Annotated in this window: 21 protein-coding genes, 1 other RNA gene and 1 pseudogene; 5 read left to right on the top strand and 18 right to left on the bottom strand. The window is 62.5% G+C overall.

What is annotated here, in order from left to right:
* Positions 1-31 precede the first annotated feature (31 nt).
* Together dtd and tyrS are read right to left on the bottom strand one after the other, a co-directional pair.
* Positions 32-502 carry a D-aminoacyl-tRNA deacylase gene (dtd, locus tag CUJ91_RS15150; RefSeq protein ID WP_114156473.1) on the bottom strand — a complete coding sequence of 157 codons (471 nt, stop codon included), beginning with the start codon at positions 500-502 and terminating at the stop codon, positions 32-34.
* 49 nt (positions 503-551) lie between these two features.
* Positions 552-1,805: a tyrosine--tRNA ligase gene (gene tyrS / locus CUJ91_RS15155; RefSeq protein ID WP_006049907.1), complete on the bottom strand. Its 1,254-nt coding sequence runs from the start codon at positions 1,803-1,805 to the stop codon at positions 552-554.
* A gap of 251 nt (positions 1,806-2,056) precedes the next feature.
* Between tyrS and CUJ91_RS15160 the strand changes: the two genes are divergently transcribed.
* Positions 2,057-3,187: an anhydro-N-acetylmuramic acid kinase gene (locus CUJ91_RS15160; RefSeq protein WP_053859091.1), complete on the top strand. Its 1,131-nt coding sequence runs from the start codon at positions 2,057-2,059 to the stop codon at positions 3,185-3,187.
* 99 nt (positions 3,188-3,286) lie between these two features.
* On the opposite strand, the gene erpA is transcribed toward CUJ91_RS15160, so the two are convergent.
* From erpA to rplM, 3 genes are all read right to left on the bottom strand, one after another.
* On the bottom strand, positions 3,287-3,652 hold the full coding sequence (gene erpA / locus CUJ91_RS15165; protein ID WP_029968241.1) for an iron-sulfur cluster insertion protein ErpA: 366 nt from the start codon (positions 3,650-3,652) through the stop codon (positions 3,287-3,289).
* A 177-nt stretch (positions 3,653-3,829) separates the two neighbouring features.
* A complete protein-coding gene (rpsI, locus tag CUJ91_RS15170; protein ID WP_007180423.1) occupies positions 3,830-4,222 on the bottom strand; it encodes a 30S ribosomal protein S9 in 393 nt (130 codons plus the stop codon).
* An 11-nt stretch (positions 4,223-4,233) separates the two neighbouring features.
* Complete coding sequence (rplM, locus tag CUJ91_RS15175; RefSeq protein ID WP_020069304.1) at positions 4,234-4,662, bottom strand: 50S ribosomal protein L13; 429 nt, start codon at positions 4,660-4,662, stop codon at positions 4,234-4,236.
* A gap of 643 nt (positions 4,663-5,305) precedes the next feature.
* On the opposite strand from rplM, the gene CUJ91_RS15180 reads away from it, so the two are divergent.
* Positions 5,306-5,728 (top strand): OsmC family protein, encoded by a 423-nt coding sequence (locus CUJ91_RS15180; protein ID WP_114156474.1) that lies wholly within the window; start codon positions 5,306-5,308, stop codon positions 5,726-5,728.
* Between the two features lie 87 nt (positions 5,729-5,815).
* Here the strand turns inward: CUJ91_RS15180 and rnpB are convergent.
* The 3 genes and pseudogenes from rnpB to pyrC all read right to left on the bottom strand — a co-directional run bounded on the left by rnpB (position 5,816) and on the right by pyrC (position 8,272).
* An RNA gene (gene rnpB, locus CUJ91_RS15185) (RNase P RNA component class A) lies at positions 5,816-6,229 on the bottom strand.
* Between the two features lie 87 nt (positions 6,230-6,316).
* Positions 6,317-7,183: pseudogene (locus tag CUJ91_RS15190) on the bottom strand (DUF3025 domain-containing protein); the annotation flags it as partial.
* 18 nt (positions 7,184-7,201) lie between these two features.
* Positions 7,202-8,272, bottom strand: coding sequence for a dihydroorotase (gene pyrC / locus CUJ91_RS15195; protein WP_107708568.1), 1,071 nt, complete (start codon positions 8,270-8,272; stop codon positions 7,202-7,204).
* Between the two features lie 251 nt (positions 8,273-8,523).
* Between pyrC and CUJ91_RS15200 the strand changes: the two genes are divergently transcribed.
* Complete coding sequence (locus CUJ91_RS15200) at positions 8,524-9,462, top strand: class II glutamine amidotransferase (protein ID WP_029968250.1); 939 nt, start codon at positions 8,524-8,526, stop codon at positions 9,460-9,462.
* A gap of 101 nt (positions 9,463-9,563) precedes the next feature.
* Here CUJ91_RS15200 and CUJ91_RS15205 read toward each other — a convergent pair whose 3' ends face one another.
* The 6 genes from CUJ91_RS15205 to CUJ91_RS15230 all read right to left on the bottom strand — a co-directional run bounded on the left by CUJ91_RS15205 (position 9,564) and on the right by CUJ91_RS15230 (position 15,392).
* Complete coding sequence (locus CUJ91_RS15205; RefSeq protein ID WP_006051922.1) at positions 9,564-10,289, bottom strand: amino acid ABC transporter ATP-binding protein; 726 nt, start codon at positions 10,287-10,289, stop codon at positions 9,564-9,566.
* On the bottom strand, positions 10,286-10,963 hold the full coding sequence (gltK, locus tag CUJ91_RS15210) for a glutamate/aspartate ABC transporter permease GltK (RefSeq protein ID WP_029968252.1): 678 nt from the start codon (positions 10,961-10,963) through the stop codon (positions 10,286-10,288). Before gltK ends, CUJ91_RS15205 begins: the two co-directional genes overlap by 4 nt.
* Complete coding sequence (locus CUJ91_RS15215) at positions 10,963-11,703, bottom strand: amino acid ABC transporter permease (protein ID WP_006051920.1); 741 nt, start codon at positions 11,701-11,703, stop codon at positions 10,963-10,965. Before CUJ91_RS15215 ends, gltK begins: the two co-directional genes overlap by 1 nt.
* Before the next feature lie 82 nt (positions 11,704-11,785).
* Positions 11,786-12,679, bottom strand: a complete 894-nt coding sequence (locus tag CUJ91_RS15220) for a glutamate/aspartate ABC transporter substrate-binding protein (RefSeq protein ID WP_006051919.1) — start codon at positions 12,677-12,679, stop codon at positions 11,786-11,788.
* A gap of 283 nt (positions 12,680-12,962) precedes the next feature.
* Complete coding sequence (locus CUJ91_RS15225; protein WP_006051918.1) at positions 12,963-14,285, bottom strand: Glu/Leu/Phe/Val family dehydrogenase; 1,323 nt, start codon at positions 14,283-14,285, stop codon at positions 12,963-12,965.
* Between the two features lie 150 nt (positions 14,286-14,435).
* Positions 14,436-15,392: a LysR family transcriptional regulator gene (locus CUJ91_RS15230; protein ID WP_006051917.1), complete on the bottom strand. Its 957-nt coding sequence runs from the start codon at positions 15,390-15,392 to the stop codon at positions 14,436-14,438.
* 234 nt (positions 15,393-15,626) lie between these two features.
* Between CUJ91_RS15230 and purB the strand changes: the two genes are divergently transcribed.
* Entirely contained in the window at positions 15,627-17,015 is a 1,389-nt protein-coding gene (purB, locus tag CUJ91_RS15235; protein ID WP_006051916.1) for an adenylosuccinate lyase, read from the top strand.
* Between the two features lie 96 nt (positions 17,016-17,111).
* On the opposite strand, the gene CUJ91_RS15240 is transcribed toward purB, so the two are convergent.
* The 4 genes from CUJ91_RS15240 to edd form a co-directional block, all read right to left on the bottom strand.
* Entirely contained in the window at positions 17,112-17,606 is a 495-nt protein-coding gene (locus CUJ91_RS15240) for a gluconokinase (RefSeq protein WP_053858727.1), read from the bottom strand.
* A gap of 10 nt (positions 17,607-17,616) precedes the next feature.
* Positions 17,617-19,011: a GntT/GntP/DsdX family permease gene (locus tag CUJ91_RS15245; RefSeq protein ID WP_006051914.1), complete on the bottom strand. Its 1,395-nt coding sequence runs from the start codon at positions 19,009-19,011 to the stop codon at positions 17,617-17,619.
* A 270-nt stretch (positions 19,012-19,281) separates the two neighbouring features.
* The gene (gene eda, locus CUJ91_RS15250; RefSeq protein WP_006051913.1) at positions 19,282-19,923 is read right to left on the bottom strand and encodes a bifunctional 4-hydroxy-2-oxoglutarate aldolase/2-dehydro-3-deoxy-phosphogluconate aldolase; all 642 of its coding nucleotides are present in this window, start codon (positions 19,921-19,923) and stop codon (positions 19,282-19,284) included.
* Positions 19,924-20,042: 119 nt separating this feature from the next.
* Entirely contained in the window at positions 20,043-21,971 is a 1,929-nt protein-coding gene (edd, locus tag CUJ91_RS15255; protein ID WP_029968258.1) for a phosphogluconate dehydratase, read from the bottom strand.
* 290 nt (positions 21,972-22,261) lie between these two features.
* On the opposite strand from edd, the gene CUJ91_RS15260 reads away from it, so the two are divergent.
* Complete coding sequence (locus CUJ91_RS15260; protein ID WP_029968261.1) at positions 22,262-23,107, top strand: MurR/RpiR family transcriptional regulator; 846 nt, start codon at positions 22,262-22,264, stop codon at positions 23,105-23,107.
* Positions 23,108-23,183: the final 76 nt, after the last annotated feature.

Below are 23,183 nucleotides of genomic sequence, written 5' to 3' on the forward strand. Positions count from 1 at the left end.
GGCCGCTATTGTCGCAAGAACCGCGCGACGTTCAGGCGTTGGTTTGCAGCCAGAAGGTGACGGGGCCGTCGTTGACGAGCGACACCTGCATGTCCGCGCCGAATTCGCCGGTCTCGACGATGGGATGTTTCGCGCGCGCCGCCGACACGAAATAGTCGAACAGACGCTTGCCCTCGTCCGGCCGCGCGGCGGGCGTGAAGCTCGGACGCAGCCCGCTGTTCGTGTCCGCGGCCAGCGTGAACTGCGACACCAGCAGCAGGCCGCCCGCGCGCCCCGCGCCGTCCACGTTTTGCACTGACAGATTCATCTTGCCGGCGGCGTCGCTGAACACGCGGTAGCCGAGCACCTTCGCCAGCAGCCGGTCGGCCGCGGCTTGGGTGTCGCCGCGTTCCGCGCAGACGAGCGCGAGCAGGCCCGCGTCGATTGCACCCGTCACGCGCTCGGTGTCACCGTCCACGACACGCACCTCGGCGCGCCGCACGCGTTGGATCAACGCGATCATCGAGCGGGCTCCGGCTGTGCGCTACGGTTCATCGCACGCACGGTCATAGTCAGGCGGTCAGCGTGACGCGCGCAAAGCGGCGCTTGCCGACCTGCACGACGTACTCGCCCGCCTCGACTTTCAAGCCCTTGTCCGAGACGGTCGCGCCGTCGATTTTCACGCCGCCCTGCTCGATATTGCGCAGCGCTTCGCTCGTCGACGGCACGAGGTTCGCCTGCTTGAGCAACTGGCCGATCGCGAGCGGCGCGCCGGCGAGCGCGACCGCCGGAATATCGTCCGGCACACCGCCCTTCGCGCGGTGGTTGAAGTCTTCGAGCGCGCGCTCGGCGTCGGCCGGCGAATGAAAACGCGCGACGATTTCCTGGCCCAGCATGACCTTGAAATCGCGCGGATTGCGGCCTGCCTCGGCTTCACGCTTGAACGCCGCGATCTCGTCCATCGGACGGAACGACAGCAGTTCGAAGTAACGCCACATCAGCGTGTCGGAAATGCTCATCAGCTTGCCGAACATATCTGTCGGTTTTTCGCTGATGCCGATGTAGTTGTTCTTCGACTTCGACATTTTCTCGACGCCGTCGAGGCCTTCCAGCAGCGGCATCGTCAGAATGCATTGCTGCTCCTGGCCGTACTGCTTCTGCAGTTCGCGGCCGACGAGCAGGTTGAACTTCTGATCGGTGCCGCCGAGTTCGAGGTCGGCGTTGAGCGCGACCGAGTCGTAGCCCTGCATCAACGGGTACAGGAATTCGTGGATCGAAATCGGCACGCCGCTCTGGAAACGCTTGGTGAAATCTTCGCGCTCGAGAATGCGCGCCACCGTGTAGCGCGACGCGAGCTTGATCATGCCGTCGGCGCCGAGCGGCATCGACCATTCGCTGTTGTAGCGGATCTCGGTCTTCTCGCGATCGAGCACGAGCGCAGCCTGTTCGAAATACGTCTTCGCGTTCGATTCGATCTGCTCGCGCGTGAGCGGCGGGCGCGTGGCGTTGCGGCCCGACGGATCGCCGATCAGCGACGTGAAGTCGCCGATCAGAAAAATCACCGTGTGACCGAGGTCCTGCAACTGGCGCATCTTGTTCAGCACGACCGTATGGCCGATGTGGATGTCCGGCGCGGTCGGATCGAGCCCGAGCTTGATGCGCAGCGGCGTGCCGGTAGCCGCGCTCTTCGCGAGTTTTTGCGCGAATTCTTCCTCGATCAGCAATTCGTCGACGCCGCGCTTGGTAATGGCGAGCGCGTGACGGACTTCGTCGGTGATCGGGAAAGCGGGGGCGGCGGGGTTCGGCTTGTTGGACTCGGTGCTCATGCTGGAAACTTGAAGTCGCGAAAAAAACAGATTGTCCCATAGATGCGCGCCGCCGCGCCCACTGAAGCGGGCTCGAGCGCCTGTATACGCGTGGCATTCGCAGCCGGACGACCAGCGAAGCATGGCGACGCGCTTCATCTTCGACCGCGCTTGCGTCGATAATCTGCTACAACCTTCGCCAACAGGCGGCAGAAAACAGCGGCCGACTGGCGGCAATGAACCCGCAACTCATCATCGACAGGAGCAGCAACGTGGCGCAAGAGCCCGCAGACGGCGTCTACTTTGGATTGATGTCAGGCACGAGCATGGACGGCGTGGACGGCGTGGCCGTCCGGTTCGCCGAGGGGAAGCCGCCCGTGGTGCTGGCCGAGGCGTTCGTCGGTTTCGCGGCGGGCCTGCGGGAGGCGCTGTTCGCGCTGCAACAGCCGGGCGAAAACGAGATCGAACGCGAGGCGCTCGCCGCCAACGCGCTCGCCACGCGATATACCGTGTGCTGTCACGAGCTGCTGCGCGGCTGCCACGTCTCGGCCGCCGAGGTACGCGCGATCGGCGTGCATGGGCAGACGGTGCGGCATCGGCCGGAAAAGGGCTATACGCGGCAGATCAATAACCCGGCGCTGCTCGCGGAAATGATGCATATCGACGTGATCGCCGATTTCCGCAGCCGCGACGTCGCCGCAGGCGGCCAGGGCGCGCCGCTCGTGCCCGCGTTTCACGCAACCGTGTTCGGCTCGAAGGACGAAACGCGCGTGGTCTGCAATCTTGGCGGGATCAGCAATATCACGATCCTGAATGCGACCGGCAGCGTGCGCGGCTTCGATTGCGGGCCGGCAAACGCGCTGCTCGACGAATGGGCGCAACGCCATCTCGGCAAGCCGTTCGATGAAAACGGTCATTTCGCGGCAAGCGGCCAGGTCGACCGCCCGCTGCTGAACGCTTTGCTCGACGAGCCGTTCTTCGCGCAACAGCCGCCCAAAAGCACCGGGCGCGATCTGTTCAACGCGGAGTGGCTCGACGCCAGGCTGCAGCCGTTCGCGGGACTCGCGCCCGCCGATGTGCAGGCGACGCTTGTCGCGCTGACCGCGGTGTCGGTGGCGCGAGAGATCGAACGGCATGCATCGGATGTGAAAGCGGTCTACGTATGCGGCGGCGGCGCGCGCAATCCGGAGATCATGAAGGCGTTGCAGCAGGCACTGGACGATAGCGGCGCGAGTGGCGTGCCGGTGATGACCACCGACGCGCTCGGCGTGCCGCCGAGCCAGGTCGAGCCGCTCGCGTTTGCGTGGCTCGCGATGCGCTGCGTGGCGCGCCTGCCGGGCAGTTTGCCGGCCGTGACGGGTGCGAGCGCCGAGCGGGTGCTGGGGGCGATTTATCCGCGCTGACGGTTGATTCGCGCGGAGGGAGGCTCTCGCTTTGCCGCGCCGCCAATAACAAACGGGGCCGAAGCCCCGTTTCTTATGCAATACGCTGCCTGCCCGGCTTTAAACCGAGAACGACGATCCGCAACCGCAAGTGGTGCTTGCGTTCGGATTCTTGATCACGAACTGGGCGCCGTTGATGTCGTCCTTGTAGTCGATCTCAGCGCCAACCAGGTACTGGTAGCTCATCGAGTCGATCAGCAATTGCACGCCGCTCTTGTTCATGACGGTGTCGTCTTCGTTGACGGCTTCGTCGAACGTAAAGCCGTATTGAAAGCCCGAGCAGCCGCCGCCCTGCACGAAAACGCGCAGTTTCAGGTCCGCATTGCCTTCTTCTTCGATCAGTTGCTTGACCTTGTCAGCCGCTGCGTCGGTAAAAACGAAGGGGGCGGGCATCTCGGTCACGGGTGTGTCGGTGACTGCGTTCATTCGAACTCTCCAGAAAGCTTCTAACCGCTATTGTAGGGCTGATCTCAATATCGTGCTGATGCCCACAAAATCAATGGGTTCTTACAGGGTGCCGCCACCATAAAAAAAGCCGCCTTCGCGATAGCGTTGGCGGCTTTTGCTGCGTTCCAGCGATAAGCCGGTTCGCACCCGAAACGATTAACGCTTCGAGAATTGCTTCCGGCGACGTGCCTTGTGGAAGCCGACCTTCTTACGTTCGACTTCACGAGCGTCACGCGTAACGAAGCCAGCCTTCGACAGTTCCGGCTTCAGCGTTGCGTCGTAGTCCATCAGCGCGCGGGTGATGCCGTGGCGAACCGCACCGGCTTGACCCGTTTCACCGCCACCGTTCACGTTGACCTTGATGTCGAACGTGACGCCGTGGTTCGTGAGTTCCAGCGGCTGACGCACGATCATCAGCGACGTTTCGCGCGAGAAGTAATCGGCGATAGGCTTGCCGTTGACAATGATCTCGCCCTTGCCAGCCTTGATGAAGACGCGTGCGACGGCGCTCTTGCGGCGGCCCGTGCCGTAATTCCAGTTACCGATCATGTGGGCTCCCCTTAGATCTCGAGCGCTTTCGGCTGTTGTGCCGAATGCGGATGCGTTGCTTCAGCGTAGACCTTCAGCTTCTTGATCATCGCGTAGCCGAGCGGGCCCTTCGGCAGCATGCCCTTGACCGCTTTCTCGAGCGCGCGGCCCGGGAAGCGTTCCTGCATCTTGCCGAACGTCGTTTCATAGATACCGCCCGGGTAGCCCGAGTGACGGTAGTACTTCTTGTCAGTAGCCTTGTTGCCCGTGACCTTCAGCTTGCCGGCGTTGATAACGATGATGAAATCACCGGTGTCGACGTGCGGAGTGAATTCAGGCTTGTGCTTGCCGCGAAGACGGTGTGCCACTTCGCTGGCGACACGCCCGAGAACCTTATCCGTCGCGTCAATCACGTACCATTCACGCGTAACCTCATGGGCTTTTGCGGAAAACGTCTTCATGATCGATCCAAAAAAATTGCTGCGCCCAATGTATTTTTTCCTGCTTGTAGTGTGCGCATCGAGGCGCGTGCAGGCTCTCCCTGGTTCTTCCTCCGCGGGCGCGGATGCGGAAAAGCCCTGAATTATAAAGGAATTTGTGACGTCAAGTCAAAACGTGCGGGATTTGGTGCGGGAGCCGTCTGATATTGACTTCCGCGAGCGCACGTCATGCAGGCCGGCGCGGGCGAAAAAAAACCCGAACTAGCGGTTCGGGTTTAATCCACCAAAGGAGGAGGTGGAGGAGACAGCGGAGGTTGCGCACTGCTGCAACCGATGAGGCAATTATATGAAGCATCCTTGTGCGACGCAAGAACATTTGCATTGCGAAATCGATTTTCATAATGTGGTTTTTCGACTGCCGTAGCTTGGTTTGCCGTGGGCCCTTATAAAAAGAGGCATCGGCCCACTGCTCCGCTCGAGTGATCGACGCGCTCTAGAGTAAAACCCCTAAACCCGCCTCGGATTCCACCCTCCCGCCCGCCATGCCGCGCCGCAACATACAAGCGGCGATTGCGCATAATTTCCCGCCGACGTCGCCTCGGGCGGACACCGAAACGCCGGGCTACAATGCCGTCTCGATAGTCGAAGCGCGGTGGAGCACAGCATGGAATGCAAAGTAAGCTGGATGGGGCAAGACGGGATGGCGTTCGCGGCCGAGACGGGCAGCGGCCACCTGGTCGCGATGGACGGCGCGCCCGAAGGCGGCGGCCGCAATCTCGCGCCGCGTCCGATGGAAATGGTCTTGCTCGGCACGGGCGGCTGCACGGCCTACGACGTCGTGATGATCCTGAAGAAAAGCCGTCAGGAAATCGCCGGCTGCTCGGTAACGCTGAAGGCCGAGCGCGCCAGCGAAGATCCGAAGGTGTTCACGAAGATTCACTTTCATTTCACCGTGACGGGCAAGAACCTGAATCCGGCGACGGTGGAGCGCGCGATCAACCTGTCGCACGACAAGTATTGCTCGGCGTCGATCATGATCGCGAAGACGGCCGAACTGACCCACTCGTTCGATATCGTGCCGATCTGAACCAGCGGAACTGAGTGCCGCGGCCCGCGGGCCGCATCAACGAAAAATGCCGGCGTCCCTAAAAGACGCCGGCATTTGTTTGTGTGGTGGCAAAGCAGGCCGATAAGCCGGATTCTGTGCACGCGCAACGTCCGAAGACGCGACGCGCGTGGCAGCCATTCCTCTAGGCGCGCCATTGCTGACGCGCTCAAGCTTCCTACCCGCAGACGAGACGGGGGCCCCGTCCTGCATCTCGAAGATGCGCGCCTGCCTACTTGGAATTGCTCCGGGTGGAGGTTACCGTGCCGGTCTGCCTTGCAGCAGCCGCGGTGCGCTCTTACCGCACCGTTTCACCCTTACCTGATCCCGGCTTGCGCCGGGCCATCGGCGGTTTGCTTTCTGTTGCCCTGTTCCGCGTGTCGCCACGGATGGCCGTTAGCCATCACCCTGCCCTGTGGAGTCCGGACTTTCCTCGCCCTCTTTGGCCGAAGCCGCCGAGGCCGCGACTGCCTGGCCTGCTTTGCTGGCGCCGATTTTAACATCTGCACGCCGGCCCGCGCGGAATACGGACGTGTCGTCATAGAAGGCCGGTGTCTCGTTTTCCGGCCACCAGCCGGGGATGCCCAGCACCGGAAGCGGCGCAAACATACGGCTCGTCAACGCTTCCGTATTCAGCAAAGCCGCGCTGACCGCCTCGTCGAGCCACGCATCGCGCGAAGCGGCGTCCCATTCGAAGTACGCTGGCGGCACGTCGACAATCCACGCGTGCCCGGTGCACGCCTTGAACGGCGCGATCAGCTTTTCGAGCAGCGCGTGGCCGAAGCAGCGCACCTCGCAACTCGCGCCCGATGCGCCCCATGCGTCGCGCCGCTGGAGCAACAGCGTGCGCCAGTCGAACTGACGCAGCGCAGCGCTCAAGCGCGGATCGGCGCAAGCAAACAGCAGCGCGTTTTCGTCGAAGAGCGTCAGTGCGTCACGCACGCCGCCGCGCGTCGGCCCGACACCCAGCAAGTCGATGGCCGCCGACTGCCGCGCGTTCAGCGCCGCCTTGATGCGCGGAAACGCAAACCACATCGACGCGTTGAAGAAGTCGTGCAGATTGTGGCGCGTCGGCACGCAGCCGGTGGACGCAATGTGCGCCTCGTAGGCGGCGCCGGGCGGCAGCTCGTCCTGCGCGATGAACGCGAGCCGCTGGCCGCGGCCTGTCACTTGCCGCGCCTTCGACGCGTCGGCGTTCATTTCGGCAAGCAACGCGGCGTAGCTCGTGAGCGCGGCCCGCTGCCAGCGTTGGCCGCGCTCGGCGAACGGCGCGAACCAAGGCTTCGACCAGTCGATTGCGGCGAAGCCCGACCGCGCGCCTGGCGGGAGCGCTTCATTGCCGGTGCCGCGGCCTTCGTCGTGGCGCGCGCTCACGTCGAGTTGTACCGGTTCAGTCGTTGCGGGCGCCGTTTCGCGCCTCGCCTCGGGCTCCGCCATCTCCGCGTCACCCACGCGTCAGATCAGGCGCCAGCCAATCGATTCACCGCCGCGCAGCGGCACGACCGGCGTATCGCCGACCGGCAACTCCGCCGGCAACGTCCATTCCTCGCGACGCAGCGTGACCTTGCCCGCGTTGCGCGGCAAACCGTAGAAATCCGCGCCGTAGAAGCTCGCAAAGCCTTCGAGCTTGTCGAGCGCGCCGGCTTTGTCGAAAGCCTCGGTGTACAACTCGAGCGCGTGCAGCGCCGTGTAGCAGCCCGCGCAGCCGCACGCGTGTTCCTTCAAACCCTTCGGATGCGGCGCGCTGTCCGTACCGAGGAAGAAGCGCGGATTGCCCGACGTCGCCGCTTCGACCAGCGCGAGCCGATGCGTCTCACGCTTGAGCACCGGCAGGCAGTAGTAATGCGGGCGAATGCCGCCCTGGAAAATCGCGTTGCGGTTGTAGAGCAGATGGTGCGCGGTGATCGTCGCGCCCAGCAGTTCCGGCGCGACGCCGGCTTCGCGGATGTAGTCGACGGCGTCCTTCGTGGTGATGTGCTCGAACACCACCTTCAGCGCCGGAAACTCGCGGCGCAGCGGCGTCATGACCCGGTCGATGAACACCTTCTCGCGGTCGAACAGATCGATCGACGAATCCGTCACTTCGCCGTGCACCAGCAGCGGCATGCCGGTTTCCTGCATCACTTCCAGCGTTTTCGCGCACTTCATGATGTCGGTCACGCCCGCGTCGGAGTTCGTCGTCGCGCCGGCCGGATAGAGCTTCACGCCGTGCACGAAGCCGCTTTCGCGCGCGCGGCGGATTTCATCGGGCGGCGTGTTGTCGGTCAGGTACAGCGTCATCAGCGGCTCGAACTGCGCGCCGGCCGGAATGGCGCCGACGATCCGCTCGCGGTAAGCCTGGGCCATCGCCGTCGTCGTGACCGGCGGCTTCAGGTTCGGCATGATGATCGCGCGGCCGAACTGGCGCGCGGTATCCGGCAGCACCGCCGCCAGCATGGCGCCGTCGCGCACGTGCAGGTGCCAGTCGTCAGGACGGGTGAGCGTAACGGAGTCGAGGGAAGCGGAAGCAGCGTTGGGAGCGGTCATGGCGAGAGAAGAGCGAGAGCGGAACGGAGCGAATGGAGCGGAATAAGAGCCGAACAAGGCGCAACGACGAATCGGAACGATGCGCGAGCGATGCGTGAACAACGCCCCAGCAATGCACCGGCGCTGAGGTCAAACCGCCGTGTTGCGGCCTGAACACACGTCAATTTTGCAATTTGGCGTTCGTGGCTCGGTGATATGCTTGGAAAATCATCATTGTAACGGCTCGCCCCGTTCACAGGCCTACCCGCAACATGTGCCAACTTCTAGGAATGAACTGCGCCGCGCCGACGGACGTCACGTTCTCGTTCACCGGCTTTGCGGCGCGCGGCGGCGTCACCGATCACCATGCCGACGGCTGGGGTATCGCCTTCTTCGAAGACAAAGCGTGTCGCCTTTTCATCGACCATCAATCGTCGGCTACCTCGCCGATCGCCGAGATGGTCAAGCGCTACCCGATCAAGTCGAAGAACACGATCGCGCATATCCGCAAGGCGACGCAAGGGCACATTCTGCTGGAAAACTGCCACCCGTTCATGCGCGAACTGTGGGGGCGTCACTGGATCTTCGCGCATAACGGCGATCTGAAGGATTATTCGCCGGTGCTCTCGGGCGTGTATCAGCCCGTCGGCACGACCGACAGCGAGCTCGCTTTCTGCGCGCTGCTCGAAGGTTTGCGCAAGGCGTTTCCCGGCGCGCAGCAACCGCCGCTCAACGAACTCTTCGCCGCGCTCGAAAAGCTCACGCGCGAAATCACGCAATTCGGCGTGTTCAATTTTCTGATGTCGAACGGCCAGGCGCTGTTTGCGCATTGCTCGACGCATCTGCATTACATCGTGCGGCGCTGGCCCTTTTCCACCGCGCATCTCGTCGACGCCGACGTGTCCATCGACTTCGCCAAGTACACGACGCCGGAAGACCGCGTCGCCGTGATCGCGACGCAGCCGCTGACCGACAACGAAGTGTGGACCGCGTTCGAACCAGGCGATCTGCTGATGTTCCAGCACGGCGACGTGATTGGCCGCGTCAATGTGCCGGTGCCGGCCTCGGTGCTGGAAAAGCTGCGCAATCCGGCGCTGGACGCGTCCGCTTCGGCGAGCACGATTGCGGCTTCGGCGGCAGCCGAATCTGCCGCGGCTGAGTTGGAAGTCGATCTGGAAGCGGCCGACGACGCCGCCGCCTTCGAGTCGTAAAAGTCGTAGCCGCGGCGACCACGCATCGATAAAAATAGCCGCTTTTTCAAGCGGCTTTTCGTTGAAGCGCCCACCGCGACAACCACGCGGCAGCGGCGATCTCAGTGCAGGATCTTCGCCAGAAAATCCTTCGCGCGATCGGACTTCGGATTGTCGAAGAAGTCGTCCTTGCGGTCGTCCTCCACGATCAAGCCCTTGTCCATGAAAATCACGCGATGCGCGACCTTCTTCGCGAAGCCCATTTCGTGCGTGACGCACATCATGGTCATGCCTTCCTGCGCGAGTTCGACCATCACGTCGAGCACTTCGTTGATCATTTCCGGATCGAGCGCCGATGTCGGCTCGTCGAACAGCATTGCAATCGGGTCCATCGACAACGCGCGCGCAATCGCTACACGCTGCTGCTGACCGCCCGACAATTGCCCCGGAAACTTGTCCGCATGCGCGCGCAAACCGACGCGATCGAGCAGCTTCAGACCCTTCGCCGAGGCTTCGTCTTTCGAGCGGCCGAGCACCTTGATCTGCGCGAGCGTGAGGTTTTGCACGATCGACAGATGCGGGAACAGTTCGAAGTGCTGGAACACCATGCCGACCTTCGAGCGCAGCTTCGACAGATTGGTTTTCTTGTCCGTCAGCGACTGTCCGTTGATGACAATCTCGCCCTTCTGAAACGGCTCGAGTCCGTTGACGGTCTTGATCAGCGTGGACTTGCCCGAACCCGACGGTCCGCACACCACGACCACTTCACCCTTTTTGACTTCCGTCGTGCAGTCCGTCAGCACCTGAAACTGGCCGTACCACTTCGAAACATTCTTGATAGAGATCATCTTGCGACCTTTTTCTGAAGACCTTTGACAAGGCTCGACGCGACCACGCAGATCACGAAATAACACGCGCCCGCGAACAGTACCATTTCGACATTCGTGCCGTCACGATCGCCAATATTCGTGGCAGTGCGGAAGAAGTCGGCGAGGCTGATCACGTAGACGAGCGACGTATCCTGGAAGAGCACGATGCCCTGCGTGAGCAGCAGCGGCACCATCGCGCGGAACGCCTGCGGCAGCACCACGAGACGCATGGACTGCGCGTAGTTCATGCCGAGCGCGAACGACGCGTTGACCTGCCCGCGCGGCACGGACTGAATCCCCGCGCGAATGATCTCGGAGTAATACGCCGCCTCGAACAGCGAGAAAGCGACCATTGCCGATGCGAGACGAATGTCGATATCCGCCGACAGACCGAGCACGTTCTGCAGCAGTTGCGGCACGATCAGGAAGAACCACAGCAGGACCATCACCAGCGGGATCGAACGGAAAATCGTCACGTAGCCCTTCGCGAACCACTCGAAAGGCTTGAACGACGACAGCCGCAGCATGGCGAGAACCGTGCCCCACACAATGCCGATCACGATCGCGATCAGCGTGATCTTGAAGGTGACGACCGCGCCCGTCCACAGCGTAGGCAGTGCGCCCGGAATACCGCTCCAGTCGAAATGGTGCATCACTTGCCTCCGATATAGCCGGGCAACCGGGTCTTGGCTTCGACCCAGCGCATGAATTGCATGACGACCAGATTGATCAGCACGTACGCGAGCGTGACGGCGATGAACGACTCATACGTCTGCGACGTGTAGTCGACAAGCTGTCGCGCTTGCGCGGAGAGATCGAGCAGACCGATGGTCGACGCGACCGCCGAGTTCTTGAAGATATTCAGAAACTCGGACGTGAGCGGCGGCACGATGATCCGGTACGCGACCGGCAGCAGCACGTAGCGATACGTCTGCCATTGCGTGAAGCCCATCGCGAGGCCCGCGGCACGTTGGCCGCGCGGCAGCGCGTTGATGCCCGAGCGCACCTGCTCGCACACGCGCGCGGCGGTGAAGAGCCCGAGACAGATGATCGAAGAAGAAAAGAACTGCGCGCCTGGCGGCAGTTGCTTGAACCAGTTTCCGATGGATGCCGGCAGCAACTCCGGTATCACCAGATACCAGATGAAAAACTGCACGATCAGCGGAATATTGCGGAAAATCGCGACGTAGAGCGTGCCGATGCCGGACGCCCACTTGTTCGGCACCGTGCGCAGCACACCGAACAACGAGCCGACGATCAGCGCGATCACCCATGCCGACAGCGACACAGTAATCGTCACCCAGAAACCCGACAGCAGCCAGCCCAGATAAGTGGTCGGCTCGCCGGTGGAGACGGGACTCAGCAGAATGCCCCAGTTCCAGTGATATGACATGACCAAGACTCCAGCAAAAAGAAACGGAAGAAGCGCGTCGCCCCTTCCGTTTCATTCAGCATTTCAAAAAAACAGCTAAGGTTTAATCGATTGCCTTGTCATTCGGATTCTTGTAAAGCGCCTTCATGTCGTCGCTTTCCGGGAAGTTCAGGTTCAAGCCCTTCGGCGGAATCGGCGATTCGAACCACTTCTTGTAGATCTTGTCGGCTTCGCCTGAAGTTTCGACCTTCGCGATTGCGTCGTCGACGACCTTCTTGAATTCCGGATCGTTCTTGCGCAGCATGCAGCCGTATGCTTCATGCGACTGCGGCGCGCCGACGATCACGAAATCGTTCGGCGTATTCGACTTTGCACGCTCGCCGGCGAGCAGCGCGTCGTCCATCATGAACGCAGCGGCGCGGCCGGTGGAGAGCGTCAGGAACGACTCGCCGTGATCCTTCGCGCTGATGATGTTCATGCCCAGGCTCTTGTCCTGGTTCATCTTGCGAAGCAGGCGCTCGGACGTGGTGCCGGCAGTCGTGACGACCGTCTTGCCCTTCAGGTCGGCCCAGTCCTTGATGCCCGAATCTTTCTTGGTCATCAGACGCGTGCCGATCACGAAGATCGTGTTCGAGAACGCCACTTGTTGCTGGCGTTCCGCGTTATTCGTGGTGGAGCCGCATTCCATGTCGACGGTGCCGTTCTGCACCAGCGGAATACGGTTTTGCGACGTGACCGGAATCAGCTTCACTTTCAGGTTCGGCGCGTTGAGCTTCTGCTTGACCGCCTCGACCACCTTCAGCGCGAATTCCTGCGAATAGCCGATGACTTCCTGCTTGTCGTCATAGTACGAAAACGGAATCGACGACTCGCGATGACCCAGCGCGATGACGCCCGTGTCCTTGATCTTTTTCAGCGTGCCGGCGTCTTGCGCGTGCGCGCCAACCGTAAACAGTCCGAGAGTCGCGAGCAGCAGCGCAGCTTTTTTAACCTTCATGTTTGATCTCCTTGGCAAGAACCGGCGCCAGTTTAGCAAAGTAATTATTCTGAAAGTATGGCTATAAACCATTGTTGTTGCGTGCACGCCGCTATCGGTCGGCGGCGGCTTCGCGCAGCCGGTCAACCTTTCCGGATATGCAAAGGCGGGCAGCATCGTCACGATGCCGCCCGCCAGGTAAAACACGCGCTCTTGTGAAGTGCGTTCAGGCATGCGCATTTACTTGAAATGCGCGGCGCATCCGCGAGGTAGCGAATCCGCCGTTCCCGTTACAAGCCCGCGATCAGGGATACAGACCGCGCATTTCGCGCGCTTGCAAAATCCGCTTGCACGCGACGATAAACGCCGCCGTCCGCACCGAAACGTTCTGCTCGCTCGACACTTGCCACACGGCCGCAAACGCTTCGCGCATCACGCGCTCGAGGCGCTGGTTGATCTCGTCTTCGGTCCAGAAGAAGCTCGAGAAATCCTGCACCCATTCGAAGTACGACACCGTCACGCCGCCCGCGTTAGCCACCACGTCCGGAATCACGAGGATGCCGCGGTCGTGCAGGATGTCGTCGGCGGCCGTGGTGGTCGGGCCGTTCGCGCCTTCCACGACGATCTTCGTCTTGATCTTGCCGGCGTTCTTTTCGGTGATCTGGTTTTCGAGCGCAGCCGGGATCAGGATGTCCGATTCCACGGTCCAGAACTCTTCGTTCGTCACCGAGTCGGCTTCGGCGAAACCGCCCACGCCGCCCGTCTTCGCCACATGTTCCAGCAACGCGACGGCGTCGATACCGGTCGACTTGTACAGCGAGCCGGTGTGATCCTGCACCGCGACGACCTTCGCACCCGCTTCCTGGAACAGACGCGCCGCGATGCCGCCGACGTTGCCGAAACCTTGCACTGCAATGCGCGCGCCTTCGATATCGAAGCCGATGCGGCGTGCCGCTTCGCAGCCCACCACAAACACGCCGCGGCCCGTCGCTTCGCGGCGGCCGAGCGAACCGCCGAGCGTGATCGGCTTGCCGGTCACGACGCCGGTCGCCGTTTGGCCCTGGTTCATGGAGTACGTGTCCATCATCCACGCCATGATCTGCTCGTTCGTGTTCACGTCCGGCGCGGGAATGTCGGTGTTCGGTCCGATGATGATGCCGATTTCGCTGGTGTAGCGGCGCGTGACGCGCTCGAGTTCACCACGCGACAGCTTGCGCGGATCGAGGCGGATGCCGCCCTTCGCGCCGCCGTAAGGAACGTTCACCGCAGCGTTTTTCACCGACATCCACGCGGACAGCGCCATCACTTCCGACAGCGTCACGTCCTGGTGATAACGCACGCCGCCCTTGCCTGGACCGCGCGACACGTTGTGCTGCACGCGGTAGCCCTCGAAGTGCGCGACCGTGCCGTTATCGAGTTCGATAGGCACGTCAACGATCAGAATCCGCTTCGGGCGCTTCAGGGTTTCGAGCCAGCGCGACAGCGAGCCGAGGTACGGCGCGACGCGATCGACCTGGCGCAGGTAGTTGCCCCACGGGCCGAGGTCTTCGCTATTCAGGTAGGAGGGGACGGACTGCGACGTTAATGCTGATTGGGCAGATTGGGCGGCTTGCTGCTGGGAAGACATGAACGCTCCGGCGTTGATCGAGTAGCAGCATTGTCGAAAAAGGCCGTTTTGAAATCCAATGCCGTTTCCTTATCCGATTATGTCTTTTTTGCATAACCCTTCGGAAGCCGCAAATTCGCGTCGCGGGCGCGCAGGTTTGGCGAGGCTCTCTTACGCGCCGCGCTCCGCCAGTTCTTCCGACACCACGTCCCACAACTGCCGCACGAGAATCTGCCGCGCGTCGTCGCTTTTGGCGGCCAGCTTGTCACGGTAGAGGCGTATCTCCATCGTAAGCGTGAGCTGGCCTTCGGGCGTGCCGCGCGTCGCCCGGTCCAGACGAATCAGCTTGCCGTCCGCGACCGCGTCTTCCACAGCGCTGTGCGGCAGAAAAGCGATGCCGTGGCCGGCGAGCGCCATCGCCTTCAGGCCTTCGGCCATGTCGGTTTCGTAGAGCCGGTCCAGATTGAGACGCTCCGGGGCGTTGGCGAGAATCACCTCGGTCATGCGCCCCAGATACGCATTCGGCGTGTACGACAGATAAGGCGTGGGCGCCTCAGCAGTGCCCGGCAGCGTATGACGCGGCCGACCGGCGCGCCCCGGCGCCGAGAACGGACTGATCGGCTCGTTGCCGAGCGTCAGCATGTCGTAGCGGGCCGGGTCGAGCGCGACCGGATGACTCGGATGGTGATAGCCCATCATCAGATCGCAGCCGCCTTCCACCAGAGAGAGCGCCGCGTCGTGCACATTCAGCGCGCGCAGCCGCGTATGAATCGGGCCCATCTGCGCTTCGATGCGTTGCAGCCAGCGAGGAAAGTACGTGAGCGACAGCGTGTGCGGCACCGCGAACTCGATCGTCGCTTGCGGCGTCGCCGTGTGGCCGCGCAACAGCGCGCGGGCCTCGTGGAACTGCGAAAGCATCGCGAGCGCCTGCTCGTTGAACACCTGGCCCGCCGGCGTGAGACGCGTCGGATACACCGAGCGGTCGATGAGCTCCGTGCCGAGCCACGCCTCGAGCGCCTGGATGCGCCGCGAGAACGCCGGCTGCGTGACGTGACGCAGTTCAGCCGAGCGGCTGAAACTGCGCGTTTCCGCGAGCGAAACGAAGTCTTCGAGCCATTTCAGTTCCATGCGAAGCCTGCTGCCGGCGAGAGAGAGGAAGTCAGCATTCTAGTGGCTCTGCCGATGCGAATGCTCACGCTCCACCCGGCAGCCGACTTTGCCTTTGCATCGTCCGCTGCGGCTCACGCGCGTCCGGCCTATTCCGGCCGAATCCGCCTCTGGTGGTAAAATTCGCGGTTCCCTCCGTTCCGATCCGCTCGCTGTGACTCCAGCGAGCGCTCAACGCCTAGACCAGCCGCCATCATGTCCGACACCCGCCCCGACACTCTGTTCGCGCTGAATGCGCTCTCCCCGCTCGACGGCCGCTATGCGTCGAAAACCGAAGCCCTGCGCGACTGGCTCTCGGAAGCCGCGTTCATGCGCAATCGCGTGACGGTCGAAATTCATTGGCTGATCGCGCTCTCGCGCGCCGGTTTCGCCGAAGTGCCGCGCTTTTCAGACGCCGCCGAACAATTCCTGCTGCAACTGGCCGAGCGCTTCACCGCGCATGACGCCGCGCGCATCAAGGACATCGAGCGCGTGACGAATCACGACGTGAAGGCGGTCGAATACTGGCTGAAGGAATCGGTCAAGGGTCAGGAAGAACTGGAGCGCGCAAGCGAGTTCATCCATTTCGCGTGCACGTCGGAAGACATCAACAACACGTCGCACGGCCTGATGCTGGCGGGCGCGCGCGAGCATGTGATCCTGCCGGCGCTGCGCACGGTGCATCAGAAGCTCGTCGCGCTCGCTCACGCGCACGCGGAACAGCCGATGCTCTCGCGCACGCACGGCCAGCCGGCCAGCCCGACGACGCTCGGCAAGGAAATCGCCAATGTCGCCGCGCGTCTCGAACGCGCGATCGAGCGCATCGCGAAGGTCGAACTGCTCGGCAAGATGAACGGCGCGGTCGGCAACTTCAATGCGCATCTGTCGGCGTATCCGGAGTTCGACTGGGAAGCGTTCTCGCGCGAAGTGGTCGAGCAGCGTCTGAAGCTCACGTTCAATCCGTACACGATCCAGATCGAGCCGCACGATTACATGGCCGAGCTGTTCGACGCCGTCGCGCGCGCCAACACGATCCTGCTGGATCTCGACCGCGACGTGTGGGGCTACATCTCGGTCGGCTATTTCAAGCAGCGCACGAAGGCCGGCGAGATCGGTTCGTCGACGATGCCGCACAAGGTCAACCCCATCGACTTCGAAAACTCCGAAGGCAATCTCGGACTCGCGAACGCAACGCTGCGCCACCTCGCCGACAAGCTGCCGGTGTCGCGCTGGCAGCGCGACCTGACCGATTCGACGGTGCTGCGCAACATGGGCGTCGCGTTCGGTTATTCGCTGCTCGCGTACGACTCGCTGATCCGCGGTCTGGACAAGCTCGAAGTGAATGCGCAGCGTCTGAACGAAGACCTCGACAACTGCTGGGAAGTGCTGGCCGAGCCGGTGCAAACGGTGATGCGCCGCTACGGCATCGAAAATCCGTACGAGCAGTTGAAGGAACTGACGCGCGGCAAGGGCATCACGCGTGAGGCGCTGCAGGCGTTCGTCGGCGGGCTTGCGATTCCGCAGGACGCGAAAGACCGTTTGCTCGCGATGACGCCGGGTTCATACATCGGCAAGGCAGTCGAGTTGGCGAAGCGCATCGGCTAAAGCCCGATTCATCCGCTGCTCTGCTCGTCAAGCAAAAGAAAAGCCGCTCCCCGGAGCGGCTTTTCTTCGTCTGAACGGTTAGTTCAGGATGGCGGATTAACGCTTCTCGACCTGCTTCAACACATCGTCGACGATCTGTTCCGGCGACAGTTCGATGCTCACCGTGACCGCCTCGTCAGCGCCCGGTTCTTCGAGTGTGTCGAGCTGGCTTTGCAGCAGCGACGGATCGAAAAAATGGCCCGTGCGCGTGGTCAAACGCTCTTGCAGCACCTCGCGCGAACCCTTCAGGTACACGAAGCAGACGTCCTTGTCGCCGTCGCGCAAAATGTCGCGATACGAACGCTTCAGCGACGAACAGGTGAACACGGCCGTCTCGCCCGCCTTCTGCTTTTCTTCGATCGCGGCGCGGATAGTTTTGAGCCACGGCCACCGGTCTTCGTCGGTAAGCGGAATGCCGTGGTGCATCTTCTCCTTGTTTGCGGCGCTATGAAACGCGTCGCCGTCGGTGAACGCGCAGTGCAGGCGCTCCGCCAGCATCTCGCCAATTCTCGTTTTGCCGGCGCCCGACACGCCCATTGCGATCAAAATCATCAAAAACTCCTTACAGGACCGCCGCGAGCGCGAAGGTCAACAGCAAACCCATCAACGAAATGATGGTCTCGAGGAGCGACCATGTCTTGAAGGTCTGCCCCACCGTCATACCGAAGTATTCCTTAATCAGCCAGAAACCGCCGTCGTTCACGTGCGAGAAGATCAGCGAGCCCGAGCCGGTTGCCAGCACCAGCAGTTCCGGCTTCACCTGGATCGCGCTGGCCGCCGCGATCGGTGCAACGATGCCGCAGGCGGTGGTCATCGCGACCGTCGCCGAACCTGTCGCGAGGCGGATCAGCGCGGCGACGAGCCAGCCGAACAGCAGCGGCGACAAATGCGCGGAGGTCGCAGCAGCCACGATTTCCTTCGAAATGCCGCTATCCATCAGCACGCGTCCGAAACCGCCGCCCGCGCCGACGATCAGCGTGATGCCCGCGATCGGCGCCAGACATTCGCCGCAAAATTTCTGGATCTGGTCGCGATTGAAACCGCGGCTCGCACCAAAGGTCCAGAAGCTGACCAGCACGGCGATCAGCAGCGCGACGTCCGAATTGCCGACGAAGTGCAGCAGGTCGTTCGGCAAGGTCTTCGGCGTGAATACCAGATCGGCCCAGCTGCCCACCAGCATCAGAATCACCGGCAGCAACACCGTGAAGAGCGTAATGCCGAAGCTCGGCAGTTCGCGTTTCGGCGCTGCGTTTGCGCCGCCCGGCGTGCCGGAGAGGGCGACGTCGTCCCTGTTCAGAAACTGCGCGGCGAGCGCGTTCTCTTGCGGCAGCTTGATGTAGCGGTTGATCATCAGCGCAAACAGCGGACCGGCGACGATAGCCGTCGGCACGCCGACGATCAGACCATACGCAATCGTCTTGCCGATGTCCGCGTGGTACTGCTGCACGGCGAGCATCGCGGCCGGGTGCGGCGGAATCAGCCCGTGCACGACGGACAGGCCCGCGACCATCGGCAGGCCGACGAGCAGCAGCGATTTGTTGGTGCGCTTGGCGACGTTGAACGCGATGGGAATCAGCAGCACGAAGCCGACTTCGAAGAACACCGGCAAGCCGACGATGATCGCGACGACCATCATCGCCCAGTGAATATTCTTCTCGCCGAACCAGTCGATGAGCGTCGTGGCGATGCGTTCCGCGCCGCCCGATTCGGCCATCATCTTGCCGAGCATCGTGCCGAGGCCAACCACCACCGCGATGTGCCCGAGCGTGTTGCCGTTGCCGGTTTCAAACGACTTGACGATGGTCGCCATCGGCATACCGGAGGCAAGCCCCAGCAGCAGCGACACGATGATCAGGACGAGGAACGGATAGACCTTGTAGCGCGTGATCAACAAGATCAGCAGGGCGATGGCGATCACCCCGTAAACCAGCAGCATGCTGCCGTGAACAGCTTCCATGAAGCTCCTCCTTTGCGTTATTGATTGTGGGTGCGAAGACGGCAGCCACCTCGTCTCATGGCGACCGCTGCGCCTCGAGGACGGCAAACCGCGCGGTCGCTGAATTTTACTGTCTGTTGTCTTGAAAAGCCCGCGAAACCCGCAGCATCTTTGCAACGAAGCCTCGCTGCGACAGCCTGAAGCGGCTGTATCGGCGAGGCTCCGGTTGAGAGCTTGCTGTGTCTGCGTCTGCGTCCGCGTCTGTGTTCGCCAGAACGCGGCGGTTATCGACTAGTGAGCGGGTGCGGCCAATTGGCTCGCCGCGCGCGCGAGGCGCGTGACTTCGTCCCAGTTTTGCGCGGCGACCGCGGCTTTCGGCGTCAGCCAGGAGCCGCCCACGCAGACCACGTTCGGCAGCGACAGGAAATGCGTGGCGGTTTCCGCCGTGATGCCGCCGGTCGGGCAGAACTTCAGCGTCGGAAACGGACCATGAAAAGCTTGCAGCATCGGCACGCCGCCCGCTTGCTGCGCCGGGAAAAACTTCACGATTTCATAGCCGAGTTCGAGCGCGGTGATGATGTCGCTCGGCGTCATCACGCCCGGCAAAAGCGGCAGGCCAGCATCCTGCGCGGCCTTGTGCATGTCTTTCGTGAGTCCGGGCGACACGCCGAACTGCGCGCCTGCTTTCTTCGCCTGCGCGCAATGCTCGGGCTTCGTGATCGTGCCGACGCCCACCACGATGTCTTCGGCCAACTGGCTCGCGCGCTCGATCGCGGCAATCCCTGCCGCCGTGCGCAGCGTGATTTCCAGCACCTTCACGCCGCCCGCATGCAGCGCGCGCGACACGTGTTCGCCCTGCTCGACCGAATCGAACGCGAGCACCGGAATCACCGGGCCCAGGCGGACGATCTCGCTTACTGTTTTCGACGTCATAGTGAAACTCCTTGTTTCTGCCAACCGTCTGTTGCGTCGCCGGGCGGCTTTTGGCGGGCTGCCCGGTTGGACTTCGTTGGACCTGGTTCGACTGTCCGTTGGCTTGTTTGCGAAGACTGCTAGCCTGCCTGAGTGGTGCTGGTACGCGTTTCGCCGTGCTGTGCGGCGGCGTGCTGCACAGCAGACGCCGCGTGCTCGCCGTGCGCTGCCGGACGCTCGCCCACCATCGGACCGAACACCGACGCGCCCTGCTCCGCCGGCGCCGCCGCCGCGCGGAATACGCCGAACAGTTCGCGGCCGAAACCCACTTCGTTTTCCGCCTGATTGAGCGGCGCGGCGTTAGGTCGCGCGGCCCATTCGGCGGCGTCGATCTCGACGTCGAGCACGCCGGCTTCGGCGTCGATCACCAGCATGTCGCCCGTGTGCACTTTGCCGATCGGCCCTTGCAGCAACGCTTCCGGCGACAGATGAATGACCGCGGGCACTTTACCCGACGCGCCCGACATGCGGCCGTCCGTGACGAGTGCGACATGGAAACCCTGATCCTGCAACACGCCGAGCAGCGGCGTCAAACGATGCAGTTCCGGCATGCCGTTCGCCCGCGCGCCCTGGAAGCGCACGACGGCGACAAAGTCGCGCTTGAGCTCGCCGTTGTCGAACGCCTCCTGCACGGCTTCCTGCGAATCGAACACGATGGCCGGCGCCTTCACCTTGCGATGCTGCGCCGCAACCGCCGAAATCTTGATCACGCCGCGGCCGAGCTTGCCCTGCATCAGACGCAAGCCGCCGTCCGGCTGGAACGGCTCCTTGATGCCGCGCAACACCGCTTTGTCCGCGCTGGTATCCACGCCCGGCACCCATTGCAGCTTGCCGTCGATCAGCTTCGGCTCTTCCGTGTAGCGATGCAGCCCCTGGCCGACGACCGTGTTGACGTCTTCGTGCAGCAAACCGCCTTCCAGCAGATTGCGCACCAGGAACGCGACGCCGCCGGCCGCATGGAAATGGTTCACATCGGCCTTGCCGTTCGGGTAAATCTTGGCGAGCAGCGGCACGGCTTGCGACAGCGTGTCGAAATCGTCCCAGTCGATCACGATGCCCGCCGCGCGCGCAATGGCGACGAGGTGCAGCGTGTGATTGGTGGAGCCGCCCGTCGCGAGCAACGCGACGATTCCGTTGACGATCGCCTTTTCGTCGATCACGTGGCCGATCGGCGTGTAATTGCCGCGCTCGACCGTCAGATCGAGCACGCGGCGCGCGGCCTGCGCGGTCAGCGCGTCGCGCAACGGCGTATGCGGATGCACGAAAGCCGAGCCCGGCAGATGCAGGCCCATGATTTCCATCAGCATCTGATTGCTGTTCGCCGTCCCGTAGAACGTGCAGGTGCCGTGGCCGTGATACGCGGCGGCTTCCGCTTCGAGCAGCGCGTCGCGGCCACATTGACCGGTTGCGAACTGCTGGCGGGTTTTGGCCTTGTCGTCGTTCGACAGGCCGCTCGTCATCGGACCGGCCGGCACGAAGATGGTCGGCAGATGGCCGAACTGCAGCGCGCCGATCAGAAGGCCCGGCACGATCTTGTCGCAGATGCCGAGGCACAACGCCGCGTCGAACATGTTGTGCGTGAGCGCGACTGCCGTGCTCATCGCGATGACTTCGCGCGAGAACAGCGACAGCTCCATGCCCGCGTTGCCCTGGGTGATGCCGTCGCACATGGCCGGCACGCCGCCCGCGAATTGCGCGACGCCGCCGTTTTCACGCGCGGCCTGCTTGATGATGTCCGGGTAGTTTTTGTACGGCGCGTGCGCCGACAACATCTCGTTGTACGACGAAACGATGCCGATGTTCGGCTCGCGAATCTGCTTGATGACGAGCTTGTCGTTGCCTTCGAGGCCCGCAAACCCGTGCGCCAGATTCGCGCAGGAAAGCGCGCCGCGCGCCGGGAACCGGCCCTGCGCCTGATGAATGCGGGAGAGATACGCCTCACGAGTGGGCTTGCTGCGTTCGATCACGCGCTGCGTGACTTTCAACAATTGCGAATGCGGGGAAACCATCGGAGCTCCTTCGTCGCTGGCGGCAGATTGGGCGCGCTATGCCAGGTGGGTATCGCGGGGTCGCCGGAGAGACCGGCGAAAGGAATCTTAGTAGAAAAACTACATGGCCGCAATTGGAAATCTTGCTGCAGTGCAGTTTGGCGAAACTCCGCGAAGCCCTTTACTGGCGGCGCATCGGACGAATAACACCTGAACCTAGGGATAACACCTACGGCGATAATGTAGTTTTTGTACCTTTCGGCCAATCAAGCTATAGTCCACGCATTCTTCAGCATAGTGCGAGTTTTCCAATGATGCTGTCCCAGGTCGAAGAGATGCGCGAGCAGTTGCGCCCGTCAGAGCGCAAGCTGGCCGACTATGTGATCGAGGCGCCGCGCGAGGTGCTCGACCTCTCCATGACGGAAGTCGCGGCGCGCGCGGGTGTGAGTCAGCCGACTATCGCGCGGTTCTGTCATGCGCTCGGCTTTTCGGGGTTTCGCGAGTTCAAGATCCGGCTGGCGCAAGGCATCGCTACCGAAGTGCCGGCGGTTTATCGGGATGTGCGGCCGGACGAGGGTACGCCGGGTCTGATCGCCAAGGTCTTCGACCGGACCATCGGCACGCTGATCCAGGTGCGCAACAGCTTGTCGCCGCATAGCGTGGAAGCAGCCGTCGACCTGCTGGCGAACGCGGCGCGCATCGAGTTCTACGGAGCGGGCGGTTCAGGTATTGCGGCGCAGGACATCCAGCACAAGTTCTTCCGGCTCGGCATGCCGAGCGTCGCCTACTCCGATCCGCACACCTACTCGATGTCGGCCGCACTGCTCGGCCCCGGCGATGTGATCGTGACGGTATCGAATACCGGTCGAACCCGGGACATCATCGAAGCGACACATTCCGCGCTAAACTGCGGCGCCAAAGTGATTGCGATTACACATGGATCGTCGCCGCTCGCGAAGCTCGCGTCGATCTGTCTCTTCTCAAATGTCGTCGAGGAAAGCGATGTGTTTTCGCCGATGACGTCGCGCATGTCGCATCTCGCGATCGGCGACATTCTCGCTGTAGGCGTCGCGCTCAAGCGCGGGCCCGAGCTTGTCGAGCGGATGGGTAAGGCGAAAGAAGTGATCGGCCGGCTGAGAATCGACGGCGAAAGCTGAAGAGGCGCAAATGAAAAAGGCCTGCTCGATGGCAGGCCTTTTTCAGGTCAAACTCAGGTCAAACGATGCACGCGGC

This window comes from Paraburkholderia graminis, assembly GCF_003330785.1.
Classification (GTDB): domain Bacteria; phylum Pseudomonadota; class Gammaproteobacteria; order Burkholderiales; family Burkholderiaceae; genus Paraburkholderia; species Paraburkholderia graminis.

What these genes read in the sequence shown, in the direction of transcription:
- dtd (WP_114156473.1), bottom strand. Translation starts at nt 502, where the DNA reads ATGATCGCGTTGATCCAACGCGTGCGGCGCGCCGAGGTGCGTGTCGTG.
- tyrS (WP_006049907.1), bottom strand. Translation starts at nt 1,805, where the DNA reads ATGAGCACCGAGTCCAACAAGCCGAACCCCGCCGCCCCCGCTTTCCCG.
- erpA (WP_029968241.1), bottom strand. Translation starts at nt 3,652, where the DNA reads ATGAACGCAGTCACCGACACACCCGTGACCGAGATGCCCGCCCCCTTC.
- rpsI (WP_007180423.1), bottom strand. Translation starts at nt 4,222, where the DNA reads ATGATCGGTAACTGGAATTACGGCACGGGCCGCCGCAAGAGCGCCGTC.
- rplM (WP_020069304.1), bottom strand. Translation starts at nt 4,662, where the DNA reads ATGAAGACGTTTTCCGCAAAAGCCCATGAGGTTACGCGTGAATGGTAC.
- CUJ91_RS15180 (WP_114156474.1), top strand. Translation starts at nt 5,306, where the DNA reads ATGGAATGCAAAGTAAGCTGGATGGGGCAAGACGGGATGGCGTTCGCG.
- pyrC (WP_107708568.1), bottom strand. Translation starts at nt 8,272, where the DNA reads ATGACCGCTCCCAACGCTGCTTCCGCTTCCCTCGACTCCGTTACGCTC.
- CUJ91_RS15200 (WP_029968250.1), top strand. Translation starts at nt 8,524, where the DNA reads ATGTGCCAACTTCTAGGAATGAACTGCGCCGCGCCGACGGACGTCACG.
- CUJ91_RS15205 (WP_006051922.1), bottom strand. Translation starts at nt 10,289, where the DNA reads ATGATCTCTATCAAGAATGTTTCGAAGTGGTACGGCCAGTTTCAGGTG.
- gltK (WP_029968252.1), bottom strand. Translation starts at nt 10,963, where the DNA reads ATGCACCATTTCGACTGGAGCGGTATTCCGGGCGCACTGCCTACGCTG.
- CUJ91_RS15215 (WP_006051920.1), bottom strand. Translation starts at nt 11,703, where the DNA reads ATGTCATATCACTGGAACTGGGGCATTCTGCTGAGTCCCGTCTCCACC.
- CUJ91_RS15220 (WP_006051919.1), bottom strand. Translation starts at nt 12,679, where the DNA reads ATGAAGGTTAAAAAAGCTGCGCTGCTGCTCGCGACTCTCGGACTGTTT.
- CUJ91_RS15225 (WP_006051918.1), bottom strand. Translation starts at nt 14,285, where the DNA reads ATGTCTTCCCAGCAGCAAGCCGCCCAATCTGCCCAATCAGCATTAACG.
- CUJ91_RS15230 (WP_006051917.1), bottom strand. Translation starts at nt 15,392, where the DNA reads ATGGAACTGAAATGGCTCGAAGACTTCGTTTCGCTCGCGGAAACGCGC.
- purB (WP_006051916.1), top strand. Translation starts at nt 15,627, where the DNA reads ATGTCCGACACCCGCCCCGACACTCTGTTCGCGCTGAATGCGCTCTCC.
- CUJ91_RS15240 (WP_053858727.1), bottom strand. Translation starts at nt 17,606, where the DNA reads ATGATTTTGATCGCAATGGGCGTGTCGGGCGCCGGCAAAACGAGAATT.
- CUJ91_RS15245 (WP_006051914.1), bottom strand. Translation starts at nt 19,011, where the DNA reads ATGGAAGCTGTTCACGGCAGCATGCTGCTGGTTTACGGGGTGATCGCC.
- eda (WP_006051913.1), bottom strand. Translation starts at nt 19,923, where the DNA reads ATGACGTCGAAAACAGTAAGCGAGATCGTCCGCCTGGGCCCGGTGATT.
- edd (WP_029968258.1), bottom strand. Translation starts at nt 21,971, where the DNA reads ATGGTTTCCCCGCATTCGCAATTGTTGAAAGTCACGCAGCGCGTGATC.
- CUJ91_RS15260 (WP_029968261.1), top strand. Translation starts at nt 22,262, where the DNA reads ATGATGCTGTCCCAGGTCGAAGAGATGCGCGAGCAGTTGCGCCCGTCA.